This window comes from Peribacillus sp. CSMR9 (assembly GCF_033141925.1).
Lineage (GTDB): Bacteria > Bacillota > Bacilli > Bacillales > DSM-1321 > Peribacillus > Peribacillus simplex_A.
The window spans coordinates 1-23555 of record NZ_JAOPHO010000039.1; the positions used below are offsets into that span (position 1 = coordinate 1).

A 23555-nucleotide genomic window follows, 5' to 3' on the forward strand; every position below is an offset into this window, starting at 1 on the left:
AAAAAAAGGTAGATTTCCTCAGAATAAACTGAGAAAATCTACCTCTATTGGCCCGAAGGGACTTTTTCAGTGCCCTCCCACATGGCAGTCCCCCTTTTACAACTTCAGACAAATCTCTTGGGCTTTCTTTTCACCATCTGCAATACAGTCCGGTATTCCGACACCATTGTATGAACATCCCGCAAGTAAAACATTCGGATAATTCTCGGAGATTTTCGCCTCCAGTGATTGAACGATTTGAGGATGTTTAATATGGTAGTTCGGCATATCTTCATGCCATTTCGTCACTTCACTTGTAATTGGAGTCCCAGAAATACTTAAACTGCTTTTAATGTCTCGTAAAGCCACCTGGATTAATTCCTGATTTGTAAGGGACCGTAAGCGTTCATAGTCCGGACTAGAGCTTTTATAAAAAAGCCTTACCAAAAGCTGACTGTTTTCAGAAGTATGCTCCCATTTCCGGCTCGTCCACGTACATGCATTGCAGATCAAATCACTATTATCACCTGCAATGAAACCTGCCCCATCATTAGGAAGCATGCTGTCCGGGATATCAAATCCAAGGTAAACGCTTATCATCGAACTATTGACTAAGCCGTCGAAGTCTTCATCCAACTCCCGATCACCCAATAATTTCTGGGCAGCGGTATGCGGTGTACTCAATACAATGAAGTCCGTTTCCAGCGATTCACCGTTTGCCAATGAAATGATATACCTCTCATCATTCTTTCTGATTTTTTCTGCCTTGACCCCTTTTATAATTTCCACCATATCGAGGCTTTCCTCAATACGTTCAATCAATACCGATAAGCCATTTTTAAACGAAAGGAACTTCTTATTTCCCTTGCTTTGATATTTCTGCTTATTTTCCGATAGACCGCGTATGATACTGCCATATTCATTTTTATAATCCAGCATCTCCGGCAGTGTTTTAGCAATGGTCAATTCATTTAATTTTCCTGAATAAACACCAGATAGGACAGGTGATATCTGTTTTTGCACCAATTCCTTACCTAAGAAACTTTCAAGAAATAAACCGATTGAGTCGTTTTTCGTAAACGTCTCATTCTTTGTATAGAAATCCTTTAAGGCATCGACCTTTCCTTGTGCAGAAACCAGATCACTTTTCGCCAGGGACTCCAGGCTCATTGGAATTCCGAATAGGGCATCTTCAGGAATTCCCTTCAGCACGCCATCGGTATGGATAAATGATTTTCCCGTCGCATTATAGACAACTTGATCTTCTAGGTTCAATTCTTTAAGAAATGGTTTTATATTTTGTTTCCTGGCGACAATCGAATCGGCACCCGCTTCGATTTTAAATGGACCATCATGCACTGTCCTGATTTTACCGCCTAGTTTCTCATTTCCTTCTATTAATATTAATCGTACGGAGAGACTGTTCGCTTTAGCAGCTTTTTGTAAATAATACATGGTTGATAAACCCGTAATGCCTCCACCTACTACTACGACCGTTTTCATTAGAATACACCTCGATTAACGAAATTTACATTAAGTAAAGTGTACCATAAGGCAGCAGCATTATTAAAAGCGACCCTTTAATTCATTAGTTTCGTAATGAAACCTGTAACAAATTGGACAAAAAAAGACCTTCTCTCATTCGAAAAGTCTAAATGCCCTCATATCGATACTCGTATCTCATTTCCTTATTCCATATCCATGTTCATATGATTTAATCTATATTCCATTATCTCCATCAACCCGCTTCTGCCTTCTTTATGAATTCCTGTATCCTGATACCCCGATTTCGTATAAAGAGTTTTGGCAATCATATTCTTGACGTCCACTGCCAGTACAATCGAATCCTTGTTTGGAAAAATCCCTTTTGCGAATTCCGGAAGGATTTGCAAGGCTTTCTTCGCAATCCGTTTCCCTTGATGCTTTTGATCAACAAGAAATCCACGGAGTAATATCGCTTTTTTATTGCTGGTGAAAGGGCTGATGTTCTCCCCAATGTGTAAAACGAAAAAACCGACCGGAATACCCGCAGCCAAAATAACGAAAGGGTGTCTGTCAACATCTTTTCGGCAATATTTCAGTGACTCTTCCGGCAGAGCCGAAAAAGGGGTTTGTGTATCCGGTAAATAAAACTGTGACAGCTGGTGATGATGTTCCGGTAAATAATGCGTTAAGGTGATGATCTCGATTTCCTTGTCCTGTTTCATTTGGCACACCGCTTTCATCAATTATTGGATACCTCAATGATTCGACGCGTCACCCTAAAATCCCTCCACTAAATGAAAGAAGCACTGCCGAATATATCGGCAGCGCTCTTTAAAATAATCAATGGGTGCTTTCATTGATTGTCAGTGCTTCTCGTAAATTGATTTGCTGGCGGAGTATATTGGCAACCTCGCGGGAAATTTGTCGTTTTTCAAACATATCCTGCACTTCGTCCCGTTCTGCCTGGATCGCTTTATAGAATAGCTCCCTTTCATAATCGACCATTTTACTAGGGATACGGCCTCTATTTTCACGTTTGCATTTTAATATCAACACTTTATACTCTTCTATGATCATTGAAGACGTCTCATGATTTTCAGAAGTGATACCCGCTTGTATCTCTTGGATGGCAGCTTTATACATCCTGATTTTAAGGTCTCTCACCTTTTCCAATCTCTCTATATTGATCCTTCTTATTTCACTTTTATTAGGGAAAAATAATTTAAAAACCCTCAGCATACTTCTTCTGAAAAGCGTTACGGACCTGAAAAAACGGAATTTCATCCGGTTTGTAACCGCGCCTTCCATACGCTGGATATATTCTTTGCATATAAATGCCGTTTCCCGGTCCACTTTCTCATCCTTAATAAGTTTATCAAGAAATCTTTGCTCTGCTTCAAGGGCTTTAAAGCGAAGACCCTTTTCTTCTTCCCTTAATGCAGCTGGCTCTTTCTCCTGTTCTACATAGGACAGTGCATTGATCTTGGTACAGTACCTCGAAATGATCGATAAAGCCGCTTCCCGGTTTTCATCTGTCATTTGGGATTCTATAACTTTAATCGCCGCTTGATGTGTGTGAATGGCAGCCGCTTTCGTTTTATCAGCCTGCTTATCCACGATTTCCTCTTCTTCTGCCCGTGCTATGATTGGCAGAAAAACACTGGCAACGATCAAAGTCAGCAATATGACACCTGCTGCAATGAAGATGATTAACGAACGCTCCGGAAAAGGACTTCCATCTGCCAACACATACGGAATCGAGAACGAACCCGCTAACGTTACAGCTCCGCGAACACCGGAAATGGTAATGATTCCAGCTGCTTTGAAGTCTGGTTTTTGGGCGCCTGCTTTTTTCGTCATCCAGCCAATCGACCAGGCAGCAGTAAGCCAAATGAATCGTAAAGCAAAGAGGAAAAGTGTAATGACCACGATATATAGGATCACTTGCCCATTATTGAAGACTGGATCTTGAAAGATAATTTTCGCAACGCTTGGAATTTGCAAACCTAGCAAAACGAATACAAGACCATTCAATACATATAAAATGACGGACCATGTACTCTTTGAAACGACCTGAAGTTCTACAGTTGGTGATATTTCCCGATCTCGTTCAATGGCATGGACAATCCCCCCAGCCACGACCGCTAAAATCCCAGAAAGGTGGAAATGTTCCACAGAGAGGAAAATAATAAAAGGAGTCAGGATCTGGATTAACATGTGCATCGTAACATCTTCCATTCCTAAACGGCGAAGAAATACACGGAGCCTGATAATGATGAAGGCAACAATTGCTCCTCCTACAAAACCACCAATCGAAATCCATATAAAACTGAACGTTGCATCCACTAATGAGAAAACACCAGTGACTGTAGCTGCAACGGCAAATTTAAAGGCAACTAGACCTGAGGCATCATTCATGAGCCCTTCTCCTTCAAGAAGGTGCATGATGCTCTTAGGTAACTTAACTCGACTCGCCAAAGCGCTTACTGCCACTACATCTGTAGGGGACAAAATGGCTGCTAAGGCGAATGCTGCTGGCAATGGAATCGAAGGAATCATCCAATTAATTAAATACCCGCCTGCCCAAACCGTTATGAATACCAGGCCTAGTGCAAGCATGAGAATGGGTGCTCTCAACTTCCAAAGTGCAGTGCGGGGTACATTTTTACCATCATTGAATAAAAGAGGGGCGATGAATAACAGTAAAAACAATTCTGTCTCCATCTCAATATGCATACCCAGGGGTAAAAGTGCCAATATCACACCCAGTGCTATTTGTATTAATGGTACAGGTATAAAGGGTATAAAGTGGTTAATTATATTAGACACTCCAATCAATATAAGAAGGGCTAATATAACAAGAAAAAACTCCATTCAAACATCAAACTTCCTCTCTCATCTATTTTCATAACTATAATCGTAACATATTCAGACTCATTCATTCATGCATTTACTATTCTAACCTAGAATACTCCAGAATAATGATACCTGTTGCGTGATGGATCACCATGAAAATTGAGGTGATTGAATGAATATAAAATCGAATCAAATCAGCATCGGATTTCAAAGGAAAAAGCTGATTGGCTTACCCTAATCAGCATTTTGTGAAAAGACTAACCCACAGAACAAGTCGGCACTGCTTTATGTTAAAACACCATTTAGTTCCCCGGGACAAAGAGACGAAGGTGTTTATGCAGTACATTTGATTGAAATGGAAGGAGAAAGCCTTCATCTCCATCGATATTGACTGCAAGTTCGTCTGTTGTGGATAAATTGAGCTTGGATGTTTGAATATATTCAATTTCGTCATGTCCCTTGATCTCTCCTTTCATTAAACTGGGAATGATCTTGACGATAAAAGGAAGTGATAAATCCTTAATGATGAATGTGTGCAGCTTTCCATCATTCACTTCCGCCTCGGGTGCAAGTTGTTCGAAACCGCCGACAGAGTTAGTCATTGTTGCAATCAGTAAATGAGCCTCACCCATCCACCTTCCCTGATCATGTTCAACAGTTAAAGGAAACGGATTCTTTTTAATCATCGCTTTTGCTCCTTCAATGAAATATGCAAAAGACCCCAGACGGGTTTTTTGGTCTACGGATACATTATAGGTGGCCTCAGCGATCGCCCCTACTGCCAACACATTCATGAAATAACGGTCATTGATCTTCCCTATGTCCGATTCCTTAATATGCATATCCTTTAATATCTCAATGGCCGTATTGGGATTCAAGGGTATGCCCAAAGATCTAGCGAAATCATTAACGGTTCCTAGTGGGATGATTCCGAAAATTGGCCGATGCTGCTGCTCGCCCAACCCATTCACTATCTCGTTCACCGTTCCATCCCCACCCATGGAAATGACAGCATCGAACCTCTCTTCACAGGCCTCCTTGGCAAAATCCGTAGCATCCCCCTCTCCTTCGGTTTGACGGACGGACACCTCATCATATATATCACCAAGTGCCTTTTCCGCTTTCGGCAAAATCTTTCCTGCCTTTTCCCTACCTGAAGATGGATTTATGATAATCATCACTTTCGACATATGCTACCTCCCTTTATTGTATATCTACTAGCAAGTTACCTCTTTACTGAAGTAATAAAACCACACGGACAATTTTTCCGATTGTTGAATAAAGAAGTTTGGCAGGAACTTTCATAATTGCTGCCGCTTGACGGTTTGCTGACATTTTGAACAGCTCTTATATGTTCATGGACTGTGAAACAGGTAATCATCACCCCTGAACCTCCTGTTCCTCTTCTGTTACAGTAATACCTATTCTAATCAACTGAAAATTGTCTGTCCCTTTCGCCCCCCTTTGTTTTTCCCCCTTTATAAAACCCATTTTTTCTTCATTTTCCAAGCTGCCGTGAAAAGAAATACAAAAAATGGTTTTAAAAAAACTCCCTATCTATAAGGTTTTCAGACTCTTTTTGAAATAAATTTCAAATTTTCTGTTAAATACCTATACATTTTCCAAATTCGGGTATATACTGTATTATAACAACAAACAAACAACAATAACTGTACTACAAGGAGGGTGCGAGCCATGCAAGCAAATCAATCGGATACATTCATAATCGATACGTTTATACATTGCCCAGAATGTGGTGAAACACATGTGGATCACTCAGATTCCTATCTGTTGGAGTGCGATCGCTGCCTTTCCAAACGTGAGGAATAAATCGATCGAAAAAATAATAAAACATTATAAAGGAGGAAATCATCATGCAAATGAAAAAATCCATTGAATTTTTTAACAATATCCCTGCTAAACATTGTCCCGAGTGCGGTGACCATATTATTGAACAAGCTGAATCCTACTTAATGGAATGTGACCGCTGCCTTTCCAAACGTGAAGACTAATTAATCCAAATCAAAAAGGAGGAACCATCATGCAAACTAAAAACCCATTGGAATTCTTCAGGACACTTCCGCCTAAACAATGTACAGAGTGCGGAACCCATATCACTGAACAAGCTGAATCCTACCTCTTGGAATGTGACCACTGCCTTTCCAAACGCGAAGAATAACTAAACCAAATCATAAGGAGGAATCATCATGCAAACTAAAAACCCATTGGAATTCTTCAGGACACTGCCACCTAAACAATGTACGGAATGCGGTACTCCTATTACTGAACAAGCTGAATCCTACCTCTTGGAATGTGACCACTGCCTTTCCAAAAAAAATGAATATTAATAAAAGATGCTGACATCAAGAAGCTCTATAGGTTTGATGTCAGCATTAACCTTGTATTAGCTTCCCTTTCTACATTCAAAAAAGGATGTCCTCGGGACACCCTTCATTCGTACTATTTTTTACTTCCCGATATATTTATCTACATATTTTCCACTGACTTTCCTGCTGCTGTACTGTAAGAAGTCCAATGCAAAAATCATGAATTCAAGTCCTAGACGCTTATCTGAACGCATAAAATCCGAACCTAACAGTTTTTCTAATTTTTCAAGCCTATGGTATAGCGTTTGCCGGACAATGAATAGTTGTTTTGAGGTTTCCTGTTTAGAACCGTTACAAGCAAGATAGGTCTTCAGGGTAGGCATTAACTCACCATTGTTTTGCTTGTCGTATTCAATGACAGGACCTAAATATTCGTGCACCGTTTCCTCCAGATTACCATGTTTATTTATGAGCGAAATCATGCGATGCATATGTAAATCCTGATAAAAGAAGCTCCTGTTATCCTCTGGTAATGTATCCTGAAGCAGCAGAGTCTCACGGGCCGTTTCATAACTTTTATAAATCTCGCTTAACCCTCGAACATGCTTTCCAAAACCAATGGAGAGCAAACCCATTCGATTGCGCCCGCTAACATCCATTTTCATGATTCGATCCACTGCGCTTGTCACCCTTGATTTCCAATCTTCAGATGAACGATTATCACCTAAAATAAAAACTAGATGCTGATTAATTTCCATAGAAAATATCTGAAAGCCGTACTGTTCAAAAACTGTCTTAAACATTATCTTAAAATAGGTTCCATCTAATTTTGCAGAACTTCTATTATACCTTGGGTGTTGTTTGCAAATGCAAACAATTCCGCCATCCAACTGCATTTTCGGATCAATATAGGAAAGCCTCTCCCGGATTGCTTCGTCACTATACTCACCTTCAATCCAATTTGTAAGCCATTTACTCTCTTCCGACATTTTCTTTTCTTCAATATATAACTCCCTTAATAGATGCTGTGTCAAAGCGGTAGCCGTTCGATCCACAATCAGTGAATCAAAGTCCGTCAACTCTCTGTCGTTGCTGCAAATGAGCAGTTCCGCATAATTTTCACCGAGCACTTGAATTGTCTGTCTATGAATGGTTTTATCGAATTTCGATTCTTCGTATATGTCCGATACCATTTGATAAGTTATTTTTTTCTTCGTTTTGGGAATGCTGGCTATATCGTTTTCATTAAAGATAAGAATAACCTGTACATTTAAATAGCTGTGGAGAAATTTTAGAATTGGTTCATAATGGTCAATTTCGAGGAGATTTTTATTTAACTGCTGGGAGTAGTTTTCTAAGTTGGAGATCATTTGATATTGTTTATTAATGATAAGGGAATGAATATCCTGAGTGATTTCTACGAAAGGGACTTCCTCATGAAATAGGATGATAGGGAATTGCTGTTCATTCGCTAGATCAATGGCACATTGCGGCACTGCCATGGTGTTGGCGCCAATCTCTATACAGAGTCCAGCTGCATTGCATTCAATTAACTGTTTTAAGTAGGATAGAAATGTTTCATCGCAATCTTTCCACCCTAAACCGGTAGTCAGAATCAGTTCATTTCCATTTAACAAATGGCTGATTTGAGTGACTTCCATGCAGTGGACCCACTTCACTTGACGCTTTATCCCACTGCTACCTGCAATTATATCCGTCAGATTAAAATGCTTGCGTGTTAGAATTTGCTCGATTGTAATCGACGTATTCATCCATCCACATCCTTTTATAAAACTGCTTTAAAATCTATTATAAACGGACAATCCTTAAATCTCCAGACACTTGTTAGAAAATCTAACGTCAAAATTCTACAAAAAATTCGACCCTTTCCACTCACAAGGCTGCCGGGAAAACAAAAACTCATAGATTACCTGTTCATTCACTTTCAGCATCTATCGTTTTCCCTTAGAATGTTAAAATCTAAACATGCACAAGAAAAAGGACCCATTCATGAGGAGTAGGCCCGGTCCATAACTAATTTTAATTTAACTTCTTGTAAAGCAACGTAGAGAAATATTTTCTTCCTTCCGGGGTTTTAATGTTCAATTGCTTCCATTCCTGCTTCGTTCCTTCAATCAGTTCAAAATCGAGAAAAGCTCCGCTTAAATTTTCTGAAACCCGGGTGATTCGATATCCTTTTTCAAGTAAATAATCGATTTGTTCCCTTTCTAAGCGATAGTCTTGATATTCGGACATTCCCATTCCCCCTTTTTTATAGGTTCTCCTTGCCAGCTGAAACCGTAAAAACCGTCTCTTCTTCTAGCTCTAGACCCTTTTCGATTTTCCAATCCCTTCCGACGGAAATACCCAAATATTTCTCATCGCTGGGATCAATGATTTCAGCCTGTTCATATTTCTTGAACCACCAATACTTAGCCAATATATAATAACTTGCACTGCCAAGAACAAAGCCAATAATAAACGAATAATTCGAAAAAACCGTTGCACCAATTCCTCCAATCACCCAAGAAATGATTCCTGCCCAATTCACTCCATTCAAGTATTTATACTGGCCTTCACTCTCATAGAGTTCTTGTACATTAACCCGCCGTTTACGGAGAAAATAATAATCTGCTACCAGGATGCCGACAATGGATGCCAGGATTCCACCTATTATTAATAAAACTTCTATTATTATGCCGAACAGGCTCCATGGCTGAACCACTATCCCAATAACCCCCGCTACAACGACTCCCGTCCAAAATGGCAATTTAGGACCCAGGATATTGGAGAAAATGGTAGCTGCGGGAATAACATTGGCCGTAGTATTCGTCGACCATTGAGCAAATACGATCATGATTAAAAGGACGCCGAGAGCAATCCCACTTGCTGATCCCTGTATAGCAACTACGGGATCATAATTGGAAACAGCCATATAGGAAACCGCACCGATAATGACCATGAACGTCTGAGTGATGGGATAGGTGATAATATTCCCAATTATCTGCCCCTTATTGCGCTTGAACCAATTTTTTTCATTTTTTGGTGCTTTTATATAGCGGGAGAGGGTCGGCATATCTGCAGTCAATGTGCCCCAAAATCCCATATTTGCCATAATGACGACCATGAAAGCCGTAGCGGCAGCCCCGCCAGTGACTGGACTTTCAATCCAGGACCATACATCTCTTCCTTGGGCCACAGCTTTATCGGAAAGGGTAAAATACATCCAGCCAGAAATTAAAATGATAACAGGCGCTGCCAAGTCGGCAAAACGTTCTATCGATTTTATTCCCATTGCCGTGTTGACCAATTGTAAAACGGCAAAAATGAGGAAGCAGGTAAACCAATTATCAAAATCAAAAAGGGTTGTAAAGATAGCATTCATTGCAGTAGCTCCAAAGTAAGTATTAAGACCAAACCAGCATGAAGCTACAAACCCCCGTACAACCGAAGGGATATGGGTTCCTATCGTACCGAACGGCGCCCTCATATAGACTGGGAATGATATTCCATGTTCAACACCAATATCCCCTGTCATTGTCATCAAAAATCCGAGAACCACACAGGCAATGACCGTTGCAAGAACGACCCAGCCTAAGGATAAACTTTGAACACCATTCCCGCCAATCGCGAAGGCAGCCAATACTACAGCCATGCCCACCCAAATGAAACCAAATCCGGCTGCACTTATGTTTTTCTCACTATGAGGTATAGGCAGCAAATCGGGAGACTTTAAATAATCTTTCTTCTCACTCATATAAAATCCCCCTATATTAATTTGCAAGATTCCTTACCGAAGTTAGACTGAAAGCTTTTTCCCTGTATCCTGCTTCAGCGCCGCATTATATTTTGCCCGTTTCAAGAATTGCCCTTTTCCAGCTTCGCCTACAAATTGTTTGTCTTTAATGACGAATTGACCTCTGGATAGGACGGAAACCGGTTCACCTGTAATTTCCATACCTTCAAACGCATTATAATCCACAGCCATGTGATGAGTATCTGCAGAAATGCTCCTTTCAACTTTCGGGTCAAAAATGACAATATCAGCATCCGAGCCTACTGCAATCGTCCCTTTCTTAGGGAATAATCCAAATAGTTTAGCAGCACGCGTAGAGGTCATGTCGACGAATTGATTCAAGGTAATGCGCTCTTTCATGACCCCTTCAGAAAAGAGGATACTCATGCGGTCCTCAATCGTTGGGCCGCCGTTTGGTATTTTCGTGAAATCTTCACGTCCAAGGTCCTTCTGACCCTTAAAATCAAAAGAGCATTGATCTGAGCCGATCGTTTGCAATTGTCCCATTTTTAAAGCATTCCATAGCACTTCCTGGTTTTTCTTCTCCCTTAATGGCGGGGACCATACATACTTAGATCCTTCGAAATGGGGCTTTTCAAGATAAGACTGGTCAAGGACCAAATATTGCGGACAGGTCTCCCCCCAAATATCCACCCCTTTATTTCTTGCCTCGATAATCTTTTCAACTGCATCTTCACAGGTGACATGAACGACATAGAGCTGACCGTTTGCCATTTCCGTCAGTTTAGCTGCCCTTCCGGTTGCTTCACCTTCAAGCTCCGGCGGTCTTGTTAACGCATGGTAAATTGGATCGGTGTTACCTTCAGCAAGCGCCTTCTTTGTGAGATAATCGATGACATCACCATTTTCGGCGTGAACCATGACTAGTGCCCCAAGTTCCTTTGCTTGCAACAAAGTGCGGAATAGTGTGGCATCATCTGCTTGAAAAACATTCTTGTAGGCCATGAACACTTTAAAGGAGGAAATCCCTTCATTATCGATGATACTTGGCAACTCAGCCAATACATCATCATTAATCTCACTGATCATTAAATGAAAACCATAATCTATGGCGGCCTTTTCGTTTGCCTTTTCATGCCATGTTTCAATCGCTTTCTTTAACGGCACCCCTTTTTCGGTCAAACAAAAGTCGATGATCGTTGTCGTTCCTCCATATGCAGCGGCAATCGTACCTGTTTCATAATCATCCTTTGTGGTTGTCCCGCCAAACGGCATATCGAGATGGGTATGTGGGTCAATGCCCCCCGGAAAAATATAAGCTCCTTTTGCATCAATGATTTCAGCCCCCTCAGCAGGCAGGTCCTTGCCAATCATTGCAATCTTCTCATTTTCAATTAATATATCTGCTTGATACGTATCTGCAGCCGTTGCAATCGTTCCATTTTTAATGATTTTCTTCAAATTCGATCCCTCCATCATTTTACGAAATCAACCCTTTCACTGCCGATGCCCCCAAGTAATGATTGGCGTTCATTCCACGTCATTGGCGGTAATTCATTTGTCAATTCAATCATATCGATTGCCCCATCGACCGGACATACGATCGAGCAAAGATTACATCCTACGCAATCTTCTTCGCGCACCCTCAAGTAGGAGGTGCCTGATGTGTCCTTTAACATATCTATACATTGATGAGAAGTATCTTCACAGGCAATATGGCATTTGTTGCAGTTAATGCACACATCATTATTAATGCGCGCAACTACCTTATAATTAAGATCTAAATTCCCCCAATCGGAATAGCGCGGTACAGACTTACCGACAATATCCATCACAGACGATATCCCTTTTTCATCAAGGTAATTGGACAGGCCATCAATCATGTCCTCCACTATCCTAAAACCGTGATGCATGGCAGCCGTACAAATTTGCACTCCGGTTGAACCCATCAGTAAAAATTCCACTGTATCCTGCCAATTTGAAATGCCGCCTATTCCTGAGATGGGAACATTAATCATTGGATTCCTTGCACACTCTGCCACCATGTTCAATGCGATTGGCTTCACAGCAGGACCACAATACCCTCCATGAGCCCCCTTGCCGCCTACATGGGGAATCGTATTCCATGAATGAATATCCACTCCCGCTAAGCTGTTAATCGTATTGATCATACTTATTGCATCCGCACCGCCGCGCACCGCCGCTTCAGCCGTAACCGTAATGTCGGTTATATTCGGTGTAAGCTTGACGATGACAGGTTTAGATGCAGCTTCCTTCGCCCAGTATGTTTGCTTTTCCACAAGTTCGGGAACCTGTCCCGAAGCAGCTCCCATCCCACGCTCTGCCATACCGTGCGGGCAGCCAAAGTTCAACTCGTAACCATCGACCCCTACATCTTCTATGCGTTTGATGATCTCATGCCACTTGTCCTGTTGTGGCTCCACCATAACTGATGCAATGATTGCATGATCAGGGAACCTCTTCTTCGTTTCATATATTTCTTTCAAATTCACTTCAAGCGGCCTATCCGTAATTAATTCTATATTGTTGAACCCGGCAACTCTTTGTCCATTAAAACTGACCGCTGCAAAACGTGATGAGACATTCAGGATGGGGTCACCCAATGTCTTCCATACAGCTCCTCCCCAGCCAGCTTCAAATGCACGCTGAACTTGATAGCCCGAATTAGTAGGTGGTGCTGAAGCAAGCCAAAAAGGATTGGGAGATTTAATACCTGCAAGATCAATTGATAAATCAGCCATGATAAGCCTCCTATTTTTCATAGTTATTTAAGCAATATCCACCGCTCCACCCATCAAAATCGAGTCAATTTCATAGGCTGTCTTTTTCCCTTGCTGGGCAGCTGAAACAACCATTGCCTCACCTTGGCCTTTTCCGAAGATCACATCACCGCACGCAAAAACTTTTTCATTCGATGTTCTGTAGGAAGCACCTTCCAAAGTAACTACGCCACCATCATGTTGTATGCCAAACTGTTCAATCAATCCTACATACCTCGATTGGCCTATAGCGCGAATGACCCCATCGACAGGTATGACGAACTCTGATCCGGAAATTGTGACTGGACGGCGCCGGCCATCTTCCCCAGCCTCGCTAAGCATCATTTTCACACACTCGATGCCCGTTACCTGACCGCTTTCATTCGACAGGATTCTGGAAGGGTTAGTCAGCCAGTGAAACCCGACACCCTCTTGTTTGGCAAACTCAAATTCAAAATCATAAGCTGTCATTTCCTTTTGGGTACGACGATATATAATGCTCACTTGCTCGGCACCTAGGCGTACAGAACAGGTCGCGGCATCGATCGCCGTATTTCCGGCCCCAATTACCGCCATCTTCTTCCCAATGAATTTATCAGTGATGCCCTCCGTTTTCGTTGCCTTGACGAAATCGATTGCATCATAAACCTCAGCCAAATCTTCTCCTTCTATTCCAAGCTTAGGAACAGCGGACATGCCAATAGCTAAAATGACCGCATCATAGTCGGCAGTCAGCTGATTTACGGAAACATCAACCCCGACCTGTGTATTCGTTTTAATTTCAACCTCCAGACTCTTTACTTGTTCGACCTCCCAATAAGAAATGCTCTGAGGCAAACGGAACGATACAATTCCGTAAGTATTTAATCCGCCTGGATTTTTTTCAGCTTCGAAAATGGTTACACTGTAGCCAAGCAAGGCTAATTCTCTTGCTGCAGATAAGCCCGCTGGACCGCTTCCTACAATGGCAACTTTTTTGCCATTCTTCTTCCCGGTCTTAAAAAGGGCTTGTTTATTTTGGATGGCCCAATCTGTGGAATAACGCTGGAGATCGCCAATCATGATTGGCTTTGTAGAATGGTTCAGGACACATGCCCCCTCACATAACTCTTCAGTCGGACATACCCGCGCGCAGCTGGCACCGACGGGATTGGCCGTCATAATTGTCTTGGCCGACCCTTTAAAATTACCTGAAGCTATCTTCTTGATAAAACTCGGAATATCTATCCCTGTCGGACAGGCTTGGATACATGGGGCGTCATAGCAGTATAAACATCGATTCGATTCTTCCAAAGCTTCCCTTGGGGACAGCCCCCTCTCCGCTTCCTGAAAGTTAATCTCTAGGCCACCTTTTAACGGGCTCGTCATACTCATCTACTATTCTCCTTCCAAAAATTTATTTTTTCGAAAAATAAAAAGGAAGGAATTGCATGCATTTCTCTAATAATACAATCCTCACATTTAAGGATTGCAACATGGTTTTTCATCAATTTATTCAACAGACAGTCATGGCGGTTTCCTTGCCAAAATTCTCACGTACATTTTATTATTTTCTCACTGGCCACGCCTGGTCCCTTCCTTCGGCATAAAAAGAAGCCCCCCCTACTAATCTTAAAAACTTAAATCCTGATGATTGATCTGAGAAATGAGTTATTCTTTATTTTATAATGTTAAAAAGTAAGTTACATTATACAAAGTGTAAAGTATTGCCAGCTGTCAGATATGCAATCTGTAATATCCATGTTATATTTCCTAACAACAAATGATAAACATCGTCATTTTTCTACATTCAAACTTAATATTCATCATACTTTCTGATATTCTTTGATGATTTGCTCAAAAAACCTATTTATCAACACTTTGTCCACATAAAAAAAAGCCCAGAAACTTTATTCAAGTTTTCCTGGGCTTATTATTTTTATCCACAACTTATGCACATAACATATTGCTTTATTCTCTTTATTTTTGCGGAACAAAAGCATTACAACCAAAGTTATCCACATAATTAAATTTACTTCCCCACTTATCAACAAGCTGTTAACAACTTATCAACAGGAAGGTTCATTCTGGATGAATAACGTAACGATTATATTTTTCATAATCCGTTTTCTTGCACTCAAGCTTTATTCGATATCCATTTTCCTCATATTCAGTTTCCGTTATATGACCATTTTCATTGAAATAAGAAACCAGCTGTCCTTGATCAAATGGAATAAGCATTTCACAATGAGTATAGTCGACAAAAATATGTCCGCGAATTTGATTGATCAATTCCTCAATGCCGACTTTGTTTTTTGCGGACATATATACAGATCCACGATTCACCTGCGGAATTTCCAAATCGGTAAGGTCCGCTTTATTATAGGCAAAAACCGTTGGAATCCCTTTAATGCCTATCTCTTCTAAAGTCTTATCAGTTATCTCTATTTGCTGCTCATGATTAGGGTTGGAAAAATCGACAACATGGATCAACAGATCCGCTTCTACCACTTCTTCTAATGTGGATCGGAATGCTTTCACAAGGTGATGGGGCAATTTAGACACAAAGCCCACCGTGTCCGTCAATAAGAATTCCTTTTTATCCGGAAGCGGAATGTTTCGAACGGATGTCTCAAGAGTAGCGAACAGCATATCCTTTTCCAAAACCTGCTTCTCGGCTGTTGGATGGAACATCCCGATCAGGGCATTCATGATCGAAGATTTCCCTGCATTGGTATACCCTACTAAGGATACAACAGGGATGGAATTCTTTTTCCGCTGTTTTCTCTGCGTTTGCCGGTGCGCAACAAGCTCTTCCAATTCTTTATTCAAAACACTTATATTTTCCTCGATTCTCCTACGGTCAAGCTCTAACTGCTTTTCACCTGCCCCTTTGTTTGTGCCGACTCCACCACTTTGACGCCCTAATGACTCCCTTAAACCAACAAGGCGCGGGAGCATGTACTGAAGCTTTGCCACTTCTACCTGAAGCTGCGCTTCCTTCGTTTTCGCCCGGTGCGCGAAGATGTCAAGAATCAAGATTGTCCGATCGATCACCTTGCAATCCATGTCCCTCTCCAGGTTCCGAAGTTGTGAAGGTGAGAGCTGATCATTAAAAATGACGACGTTAGCTTCTTTATACTCAACGAGACTTTTTACTTCCTCAATCTTCCCGGTACCGATAAAATGTGATGAGTTCACCCGATGCAAATTTTGTGTGATGGCCCCTGCAACCTCTACCTCACATGCTTCCGTTAAATTGGCCAATTCTTCCATTGAATACTCAAAATCCTTTTGACCGTTGAGATTAACTCCAACCAAGATTGCCCTCTGCTGTAATTCCATCCTTTCAAATCCCTTCCTACATACCGTACTCCCTATAACCTTACACATAGCCATACCTATCATACTGCACTAAAAGTCAGCCACATTGTAGCATACTGACCATCACTTGCATAACGATTGCTTAGCCAAGCAAAATGTTCTTATTAGAATTCCTTTTACTAATAAATAAATTCAACTATAAATAACAGGACTAAATATGACCTATCATGCTATATATCCTATTGATATTATTACTTTGGTTGACTAACATGATTTCCCTTGGACACCGTTAACACTTTTCAAAGGAATATGGATGCATATTTTCCAAGTTTCACATGAAACAATCGGAAAGTGCATAACAAAGGCTCCCTAGCACCTTAAAATGCACCAGGGAGCCCATATTCTTTTATTCTTTTATTCTTTTATTCTTTTATTCTTTTATTCTCAGTAATCTTAGGCTGTTCAATGTAACTAATAATGTTGCACCCATGTCGGCAAAAATCGCCATCCAAAGTGTTAACCAGCCCGGCGCTATCAATAATAAGGCCAGGATTTTAATCACCAATGAAAACGTGATGTTCTGCTTAATGATTTTTAACGTTTTGCGACTTAAGCGGATTGTATAAGGCAGCTTCGATAAGTCATCACCCATTAAGGCAATGTCGGCTGTTTCAAGGGCCGTATCAGTACCTGCCCCGCCCATCGCAATCCCCACCGTGGAAGCTGCCAAGGCAGGCGCATCATTGACACCATCGCCCACCATGGCCACTCGATCATATTTTTGTTTCCATCGTTTGATGATGGTCAGTTTATCTTGTGGCAATAGCTCCGCCTCAATCTCATGAACCCCAGCTGCAGCTCCAATTACTTTTGCTGTTCCGATATTATCCCCGGTCAGCATTATCGTTTTTTCAATGCCCAATGCATGCAGTTTCCGAATTGCTTCCTTACTGCTTTCCCTTATTTCATCAGCCACCGCAATGAGTGCCAGGAGCTTCATTTGATCACCTAGCACCATCACTGTTTTCCCTGCATTTTGAAAGCCGGTGATCAGTTTTAGGACATCATTAGGGAAAACTATACCTGCCACTTCTTCAAGAAGATGGGGTTTACCAATGTAATAGATTTCTTGATTGATTTTCCCTTTTATACCTTTACCGGTGATTGCTGTAAAATCCTCGACCAATAAAGAATGATAGTCCACGTCATTTTGTTCCGCCTTTTGAAGAATGGCCGTGGCAAGGGGGTGCTGTGATCTGCTTTCTAAAGCGGCAGCGATCGCTAGCACGCCCTGTTCATTCAACACATCAGACAATACTGTGAAATCAGTCACTTCAGGTACACCCTTTGTTAAAGTACCCGTTTTATCAAACGCAATCGCCTTTAAGGCTCCTGCTTCCTCCAAATGGACCCCGCCTTTAATCAGCACACCATGTTTAGCAGCATTTCCTATTGCTGTCACAATGGCGATGGGCGTTGAAATGACCAAAGCACAAGGACAACCGACAACCAGTACAGCCAATCCCCGGTAAATCCATTCACTCCAATCTCCATTGTTCACAAGCGGGGGTAACACGGCAATGACCAAGGCAATGAGCATAATAGCCGGCGTATAAAATTTTGCGAACTTATCCACGAAAGCTTGGGAAGGGGCCTTTTCTGCCTGTGCTTCTTCAACAAGGTGGATGATTTTTGCAATCGTCGTATCCTCGACCCGCTTCGTGACCTCCACTTCGAGCAGCCCTTCCCCATTTAAGGTTCCAGAAAATACTTCACCCTCAACCGTTTTGAAAACCGGCTCGGATTCCCCTGTAATGGCTGCTTGATTAAGTGTCGAGGCCCCTTTCATGATCCTGCCATCCATGGCAATCTTTTGGCCGGGTTTAACGATCATGATATCGCCCACTTCAATCTCACCAACAGCAACCATCATTTCGTGATGCCCTCTTAGGATCAAGGCTTCTTTAGGTGCGATATTCATTAAGGATTCTATGGAATTACGTGCTTTATCCATTGAATATTTTTCCAGCGCTTCACTTATTGCAAATAGAATGACGACAGTTGCCCCCTCGCCCCATTCACCCAGCACGGCCGCTCCGATGATGGCAACCGTCATAAGGGTGTGCATATCAAAACGAAGTCTGGCAAGATTTTTCAACCCATTGAAAAATAATGAATATCCTCCAACTATGATTGCAGCCGCATAACCGATTATCGGCATGGTGCCTCCATCAACATATTGCTTATCCAATATCCAACTGATTAGCAGAAGGATAACCGAGAACACCACTTTAATATTTTCTTTTTGCTTCCAAATTGGTTCCCTTTGCGTCACCTGTTCCTGTTCATCCCGGATTCTCAGGTTATCAAATGCCCCCGCCTTTTCAATCTCTTCAATTGTCGCGCTTCCCTGTATAGAAATTTTTGAAGCACCAAAGTTAATTTTGGCTTCCTTCACACCCTCCAGATCACGGACATTGTTTTCAAATTTAGCAGCACAATTCGTGCAGGATAGACCCTGAATACGATACGTTTTTAATGGGGACTCAGCCATCGACCTTTACCTCCTGCTGATGTTCTAATGCAATGAGAATCAATTGCTTTATATGGTGATCATCCAAAGAATAAAAAGCTAACTTTCCTTCTTTTCGGTATTTTACGATTGCATGTTTATAAAGTGTACGAAGATGATGTGACGTTGTCGCCATCGAAGCACCAATGATATTGGCCAGATCGCACACACACAATTCTTCGTCCGTACAGAGCGCATAAGCTATCTTCGCCCTATTTTCATCACCTATCACCTTAAACAGCTTCGATATGCTGGATATATTCACCTGGCTCATCTCTTCTTGTATGCGATTAACCTTCACTTCATCATGCAGGTGGACATCACATACATCTTTCAGTTCCGTCACCTTCTCACACCTCTCATTCAAATCTGCGTTTGATTATAATATAACATAATTCCCCGAATATTCAAATCCATATTGGAATGTTTAAGAATCTTTCCCCTTCCTCCAAACGGCATAGTGAAAGTACCCTATATGTCTTTATATGTGGGTATCACTTTTTTGTTTCACATCCACGATTTGCTCGCCCCCTGGAATGTTGCTGAACAAAAAAAGACAGGCCCCAGAATATCCGCCTGTCCTCTTTCCAGGAACCCATCCATCCTTCTCGAATCGCGTGAACCGAAACTTTTATCTGCCAGTGACAAGAAAAGAAGTCCTTCACGCCCCTTCAATCCAATGATTTCAGTAATTCCCTATCCGTACCTTGATAAGTATAATATATTTAATTTAGTATTTTCTTGAAGAACTATGATATACTTAGTCAAACCTTTTTAAGCGTTTTACTTTACTTGTACCATTTACCCTGCTCATCGTTGAGCAGGGTTTTTTGTTATATATTTTCACAAAACAAAAAAGACAGACCCTATAACTAGGATCTGTCTTTATTTGTTTTTGAAATTATGCTTTTTGAACGTTAGAAGCTTGAGGTCCACGTTGACCTTGTTCTACTTCAAAAGTAACTTCTTGGCCTTCGTCTAAAGATTTGAAACCTTCGCTTTGGATAGCTGAGAAATGTACGAATACGTCGTCTCCGTTTTCGCGTTCGATGAATCCAAAACCTTTTTCTGCGTTAAACCATTTCACTTTACCTTGTTCCATTGTTGTTGCCTCCTAGTGCATTTAAGCACATTGTATTACTATCCTTGCTCTAAGTCATCATCGAAAACGAAAAGTAGTACTTTTAGTATCCTTAGTACCGAACAAAAATAATTAAGACTAAGCATAACATTAAATGGCAGCGATTGCAAATAGTTTGGGCAAACTTTTTTCAAGCAATTTTTAATACTCTTTAAATTCATCAAATAAGCATGAATGGACTCTATGTGTTATAGCTTACTGGCCCAGATGACATCTCACATGCATTTCCACAAACAAAAACATCAAAAAAATTATTTTTTCGTAATAAACTTTTCTACCATCTCTTCTAATATGGCCGCTTCGTTTGCTAACTCTTCGTTTTGCTCTTTCAATCCAGTCATTATGGAGCTTTGTTGAATTGCAGCCGCAGAGATTTGCTCCGTTGTTGCGACTCCCTCTTCTGAAATCGCTGCTATTTCCTGAATGGATGCTAGACTTTCATCCGAGGACTCGTTGATTTTTTTCGAATGGGTCGCTAATTGTTCTGTGCCTTCCAACAATTTCTCTACGGATTCGAATATCTTATTGAAAATCTCGCCATTGTTTTCCACTAAGGAAACACCATTTAAGATATCCTGGAAACTTCCATCGTTATTTTGGATGACTTTGGCTGTTTGTTCATTAATCCGCATGATCGATTCTGAAATGATATCAATGGATTCATCTGTTTGCACAGCCAATTTTTGCACCTCTTGAGCGACTACAGCAAAACCTCTGCCGGCATCCCCCGCCCGTGCCGCTTCTATGGAAGCATTAAGGGATAGCAGGTTCGTTTGAGAAGCAATGACCCTTATTAAACCTATCACTTCATTTATCTTCACTACATCCTCTTCCAGGCTCACCAAATTGACTTTATTCGCTTGGCCATTTTCCAAGATTTTATCCATCTGGCTCGTTACATCCTGCACTTGTTTACTTCCTTGTTCTGCAAGTGTATTCGCATGCATGGTAAATTCATTCATTTTATTCGTTTGCTCGCTCATTAAACGGATTGTATCCGTTAAGTCACTGATCATATTGGAAATTCGGTCAATATGATGGGCACGTTCTTCTGAAGCTTTTGCCTCTTCCGTTGTCCCCGTTACATCTGGCCATAGGATTCCACCATCTCTTCAAAGGATTGGTGAATGGACACTGTCGTTTGATTCATCTTTTGAGCATGTTCACGGACATTCTGAATTATATGGGACAAACTTAATCTCATTTCTTCGAATCCATATGACAGGTCGCCAATCTCATCCTGTCTGCCAATGGGAATCGATTTACTTAAGTCCCCTTCTGCCATTTCATTCGTGTAACCAACAAGCTCATTGACGGGTCCCGAGATCTTTTTACCGATGACAACGGCGCATAGCACGCCTAATATAATGGCACTTGCAAGAAATAAGATATTATAGAATATCATTGTGCTTTTCAATTCATCAATGAATTTTGCATCCATATCGATTCCGACAATCGCGTCCGTTCCCTTGATTGGCGTAAAGTATGACTTGTGTGTACCCCACTTATCTATATATATTTCACTTAATACGCCTTCGTTTCCATTTATCGATTTTGCCTGTTCCGGCGTGAAAGGGGATTCAACCATGAGGTCCTCGCTGCCGTTCAGGGCTACAATCATTTCGGCATCATTCTCCCGCTTCAGTACATAAACATATTCAATGCCCTTTTTATCTTCAACAAAGGCATCTAATTTCCGCTTAATCTCTTCTCCCCGCACCGAAGCATTGTTTATCAAAGTGGGATTGAGACTTGCTGCTAAACTGTGGGCATTTTCAGAAAGACGCTCATCGAATTGCGGAAGGACATTCTCATTGATCATTTTATTAGTAATATAGGAAAAGCAAAGGCCCATGGCCCCTGCGAAAAGTACGAATGGAATAATATAAAACGAGAATAGTTTTGCCAGCAAAGATTTTTTAGGATTTAGCTTTGAAAATCTCATTTCCGTGCCCCCCTTAGATGAAAACCAGGTGTTTTATAGTCAAATATGGTATTAAGTCCAAATGAAGCAATTGGAGATTTTTATTCAAATCCTCACTTCTATAAAAGATGATTGCCATGCTCCGGTCATTTTGGAAAGGAAGCTGCCTATATTCCAATACATGTTCGAATTCATGACGAAGTCCATCATGATCAATACGTGCAACATCCTCCAGACTTATTTCAAGTGGAACCTCTGCAAAGAAAAAGCTATATATATGATCGTCCATCTCTTCCAATATCCGATTCCAATCGGGTTTCGTTCCTGAAAAATAGTGCTCATACATATTCATTCCATAGGCATGGTAACCTAGATCCGTTGTACCCGCCCCAGCAAAACGCAGGGGATTGATTTCGATGGGTATCACCCGGTCTCCCTTTTTGCGAATTTCAAAGTGTATAGGATAATTCCTAAGTGGAAGGACCGTTTGGGTATTCTTCATGAACTTTAGTGCATCATGATAGATTTCATTGATGGCCAACTTCGAAGTATAATAAATTCGATCGGAAGTATCGTAATCATCCTTGAATAATCGTTTGAAGACATTCAAAATGACCGGTTCACCATCTTGATTGTAATAACCATCAATGGCATACTCTTCACCCTGAATCCACTCTTCTATTAAAACGGTATGGGAATCGACCACTTCTGAATCATATAATCCACCCGAATGAAGTAAATCCACTTTAAGCTGGTTCACGGCTATTTCCCAATCCTGCTCATTCTTGACTTTGTGCACCCCTACACTTGAATAGCCAATATTGGGTTTGATAACTACTGGATACGGTATTTGATTTTTATCCAGGTCACTTATTATGGATAAATCGATATCTTGGAAATAGAAATCAGGATATAAAGATTTCGTCAAATTTCGCACCTGGCTCTTATCCTTCAATAACTTTGACCAAATGTATTCATTGCTATTTGGTTGAAAATGACCTAATACTGTTATGCCATTTTCAGAGTTTGTAAGAATTCTTTTTTCCTTTTCCATGGACTTGAAAAATTCTATATCTTTTTGAATGTTTAGCTTTTCCGATGTTAAAGTGTCTCCCCATTGCCCTTGTTCCAGTACTGGAATTTGCTGTTTCTCTAACACCTTTAGAAGAATTGGCGACACAATGGACTCATTCAAAATAATCATTCTTTTCACCTAACTTATCTGTTTTTTGTATCTCCATATTTAATCGGTTAAAAGCGGTAAGTATTTAGCTTATGTAGGTATTTATTATTAAAAATGCATTAAAAATCAAGATATCAATATATCTTTATACCTATCCCATCAGATCTAGCCTTGAGGTCCTTACACATACCATCGAATATTTAATTTTCTTGAATCTTCATTAAAAAAGGCCGACACTATTTTAAGTG

At 41.0% G+C, this 23555-nt stretch carries 21 protein-coding genes; 4 read left to right on the plus strand and 17 right to left on the minus strand.

Annotation, left to right across the window (positions count from 1 at the left end; translation table 11 throughout):
* Nucleotides 1–96 precede the first annotated feature (96 nt).
* The 4 genes from N9I19_RS16265 to N9I19_RS16280 all read right to left on the minus strand — a co-directional run bounded on the left by N9I19_RS16265 (nucleotide 97) and on the right by N9I19_RS16280 (nucleotide 5510).
* A complete protein-coding gene (locus tag N9I19_RS16265; RefSeq protein WP_317778388.1) occupies nucleotides 97–1482 on the minus strand; it encodes a protoporphyrinogen oxidase in 1386 nt (461 codons plus the stop codon).
* 185 nt (nucleotides 1483–1667) lie between these two features.
* A complete protein-coding gene (locus N9I19_RS16270) occupies nucleotides 1668–2186 on the minus strand; it encodes a GNAT family N-acetyltransferase (RefSeq protein WP_284469055.1) in 519 nt (172 codons plus the stop codon).
* Nucleotides 2187–2304: 118 nt separating this feature from the next.
* Nucleotides 2305–4338, minus strand: coding sequence for a Na+/H+ antiporter (locus N9I19_RS16275; RefSeq protein WP_317778390.1), 2034 nt, complete (start codon nucleotides 4336–4338; stop codon nucleotides 2305–2307).
* A gap of 284 nt (nucleotides 4339–4622) precedes the next feature.
* Nucleotides 4623–5510: a diacylglycerol/lipid kinase family protein gene (locus N9I19_RS16280; RefSeq protein ID WP_284469057.1), complete on the minus strand. Its 888-nt coding sequence runs from the start codon at nucleotides 5508–5510 to the stop codon at nucleotides 4623–4625.
* A 505-nt stretch (nucleotides 5511–6015) separates the two neighbouring features.
* Between N9I19_RS16280 and N9I19_RS16285 the strand changes: the two genes are divergently transcribed.
* Genes N9I19_RS16285 through yhfH (N9I19_RS16300) form a run of 4 tightly spaced genes read left to right on the plus strand, consistent with a single transcriptional unit; the run spans nucleotide 6016 to nucleotide 6668 of the window.
* A complete protein-coding gene (locus N9I19_RS16285; RefSeq protein WP_317778391.1) occupies nucleotides 6016–6150 on the plus strand; it encodes a hypothetical protein in 135 nt (44 codons plus the stop codon).
* Between the two features lie 44 nt (nucleotides 6151–6194).
* A complete protein-coding gene (yhfH, locus tag N9I19_RS16290) occupies nucleotides 6195–6332 on the plus strand; it encodes a protein YhfH (protein WP_081108660.1) in 138 nt (45 codons plus the stop codon).
* Nucleotides 6333–6361: 29 nt separating this feature from the next.
* Nucleotides 6362–6499 carry a protein YhfH gene (gene yhfH / locus N9I19_RS16295; protein ID WP_081108659.1) on the plus strand — a complete coding sequence of 46 codons (138 nt, stop codon included), beginning with the start codon at nucleotides 6362–6364 and terminating at the stop codon, nucleotides 6497–6499.
* Between the two features lie 28 nt (nucleotides 6500–6527).
* Nucleotides 6528–6668, plus strand: coding sequence for a protein YhfH (gene yhfH, locus N9I19_RS16300; RefSeq protein WP_284469059.1), 141 nt, complete (start codon nucleotides 6528–6530; stop codon nucleotides 6666–6668).
* A 119-nt stretch (nucleotides 6669–6787) separates the two neighbouring features.
* Here the strand turns inward: yhfH (N9I19_RS16300) and N9I19_RS16305 are convergent, their stop codons facing one another.
* From N9I19_RS16305 to N9I19_RS16365, 13 genes are all read right to left on the minus strand, one after another.
* On the minus strand, nucleotides 6788–8419 hold the full coding sequence (locus tag N9I19_RS16305) for a PucR family transcriptional regulator (RefSeq protein ID WP_317778393.1): 1632 nt from the start codon (nucleotides 8417–8419) through the stop codon (nucleotides 6788–6790).
* Nucleotides 8420–8687: 268 nt separating this feature from the next.
* Nucleotides 8688–8903: a hypothetical protein gene (locus tag N9I19_RS16310; protein ID WP_061461137.1), complete on the minus strand. Its 216-nt coding sequence runs from the start codon at nucleotides 8901–8903 to the stop codon at nucleotides 8688–8690.
* Between the two features lie 16 nt (nucleotides 8904–8919).
* Nucleotides 8920–10404, minus strand: coding sequence for an NCS1 family transporter (locus N9I19_RS16315; RefSeq protein WP_317778395.1), 1485 nt, complete (start codon nucleotides 10402–10404; stop codon nucleotides 8920–8922).
* Between the two features lie 42 nt (nucleotides 10405–10446).
* Nucleotides 10447–11865: a dihydropyrimidinase gene (hydA, locus tag N9I19_RS16320; protein ID WP_317778396.1), complete on the minus strand. Its 1419-nt coding sequence runs from the start codon at nucleotides 11863–11865 to the stop codon at nucleotides 10447–10449.
* Between the two features lie 14 nt (nucleotides 11866–11879).
* The gene (gene preA, locus N9I19_RS16325) at nucleotides 11880–13166 is read right to left on the minus strand and encodes an NAD-dependent dihydropyrimidine dehydrogenase subunit PreA (RefSeq protein ID WP_317778397.1); all 1287 of its coding nucleotides are present in this window, start codon (nucleotides 13164–13166) and stop codon (nucleotides 11880–11882) included.
* Between the two features lie 27 nt (nucleotides 13167–13193).
* A complete protein-coding gene (locus N9I19_RS16330; protein WP_411730456.1) occupies nucleotides 13194–14552 on the minus strand; it encodes an NAD(P)-dependent oxidoreductase in 1359 nt (452 codons plus the stop codon).
* A 693-nt stretch (nucleotides 14553–15245) separates the two neighbouring features.
* Entirely contained in the window at nucleotides 15246–16508 is a 1263-nt protein-coding gene (gene hflX / locus N9I19_RS16335; RefSeq protein WP_089363907.1) for a GTPase HflX, read from the minus strand.
* A 409-nt stretch (nucleotides 16509–16917) separates the two neighbouring features.
* Complete coding sequence (locus tag N9I19_RS16340) at nucleotides 16918–19041, minus strand: heavy metal translocating P-type ATPase (protein WP_317778399.1); 2124 nt, start codon at nucleotides 19039–19041, stop codon at nucleotides 16918–16920.
* Entirely contained in the window at nucleotides 19034–19405 is a 372-nt protein-coding gene (locus N9I19_RS16345; protein WP_317778400.1) for an ArsR/SmtB family transcription factor, read from the minus strand. Before N9I19_RS16345 ends, N9I19_RS16340 begins: the two co-directional genes overlap by 8 nt.
* A 555-nt stretch (nucleotides 19406–19960) precedes the next feature.
* A complete protein-coding gene (locus N9I19_RS16350; RefSeq protein WP_034304915.1) occupies nucleotides 19961–20161 on the minus strand; it encodes a cold-shock protein in 201 nt (66 codons plus the stop codon).
* A gap of 290 nt (nucleotides 20162–20451) precedes the next feature.
* Nucleotides 20452–21183 carry a methyl-accepting chemotaxis protein gene (locus N9I19_RS16355; protein ID WP_317778401.1) on the minus strand — a complete coding sequence of 244 codons (732 nt, stop codon included), beginning with the start codon at nucleotides 21181–21183 and terminating at the stop codon, nucleotides 20452–20454.
* A gap of 98 nt (nucleotides 21184–21281) precedes the next feature.
* Nucleotides 21282–22145, minus strand: a complete 864-nt coding sequence (locus tag N9I19_RS16360; RefSeq protein WP_317778402.1) for a HAMP domain-containing protein — start codon at nucleotides 22143–22145, stop codon at nucleotides 21282–21284.
* Between the two features lie 13 nt (nucleotides 22146–22158).
* Nucleotides 22159–23328, minus strand: coding sequence for an ATP-grasp domain-containing protein (locus tag N9I19_RS16365; protein ID WP_317778403.1), 1170 nt, complete (start codon nucleotides 23326–23328; stop codon nucleotides 22159–22161).
* Between the last annotated feature and the right edge of the window lie 227 nt (nucleotides 23329–23555).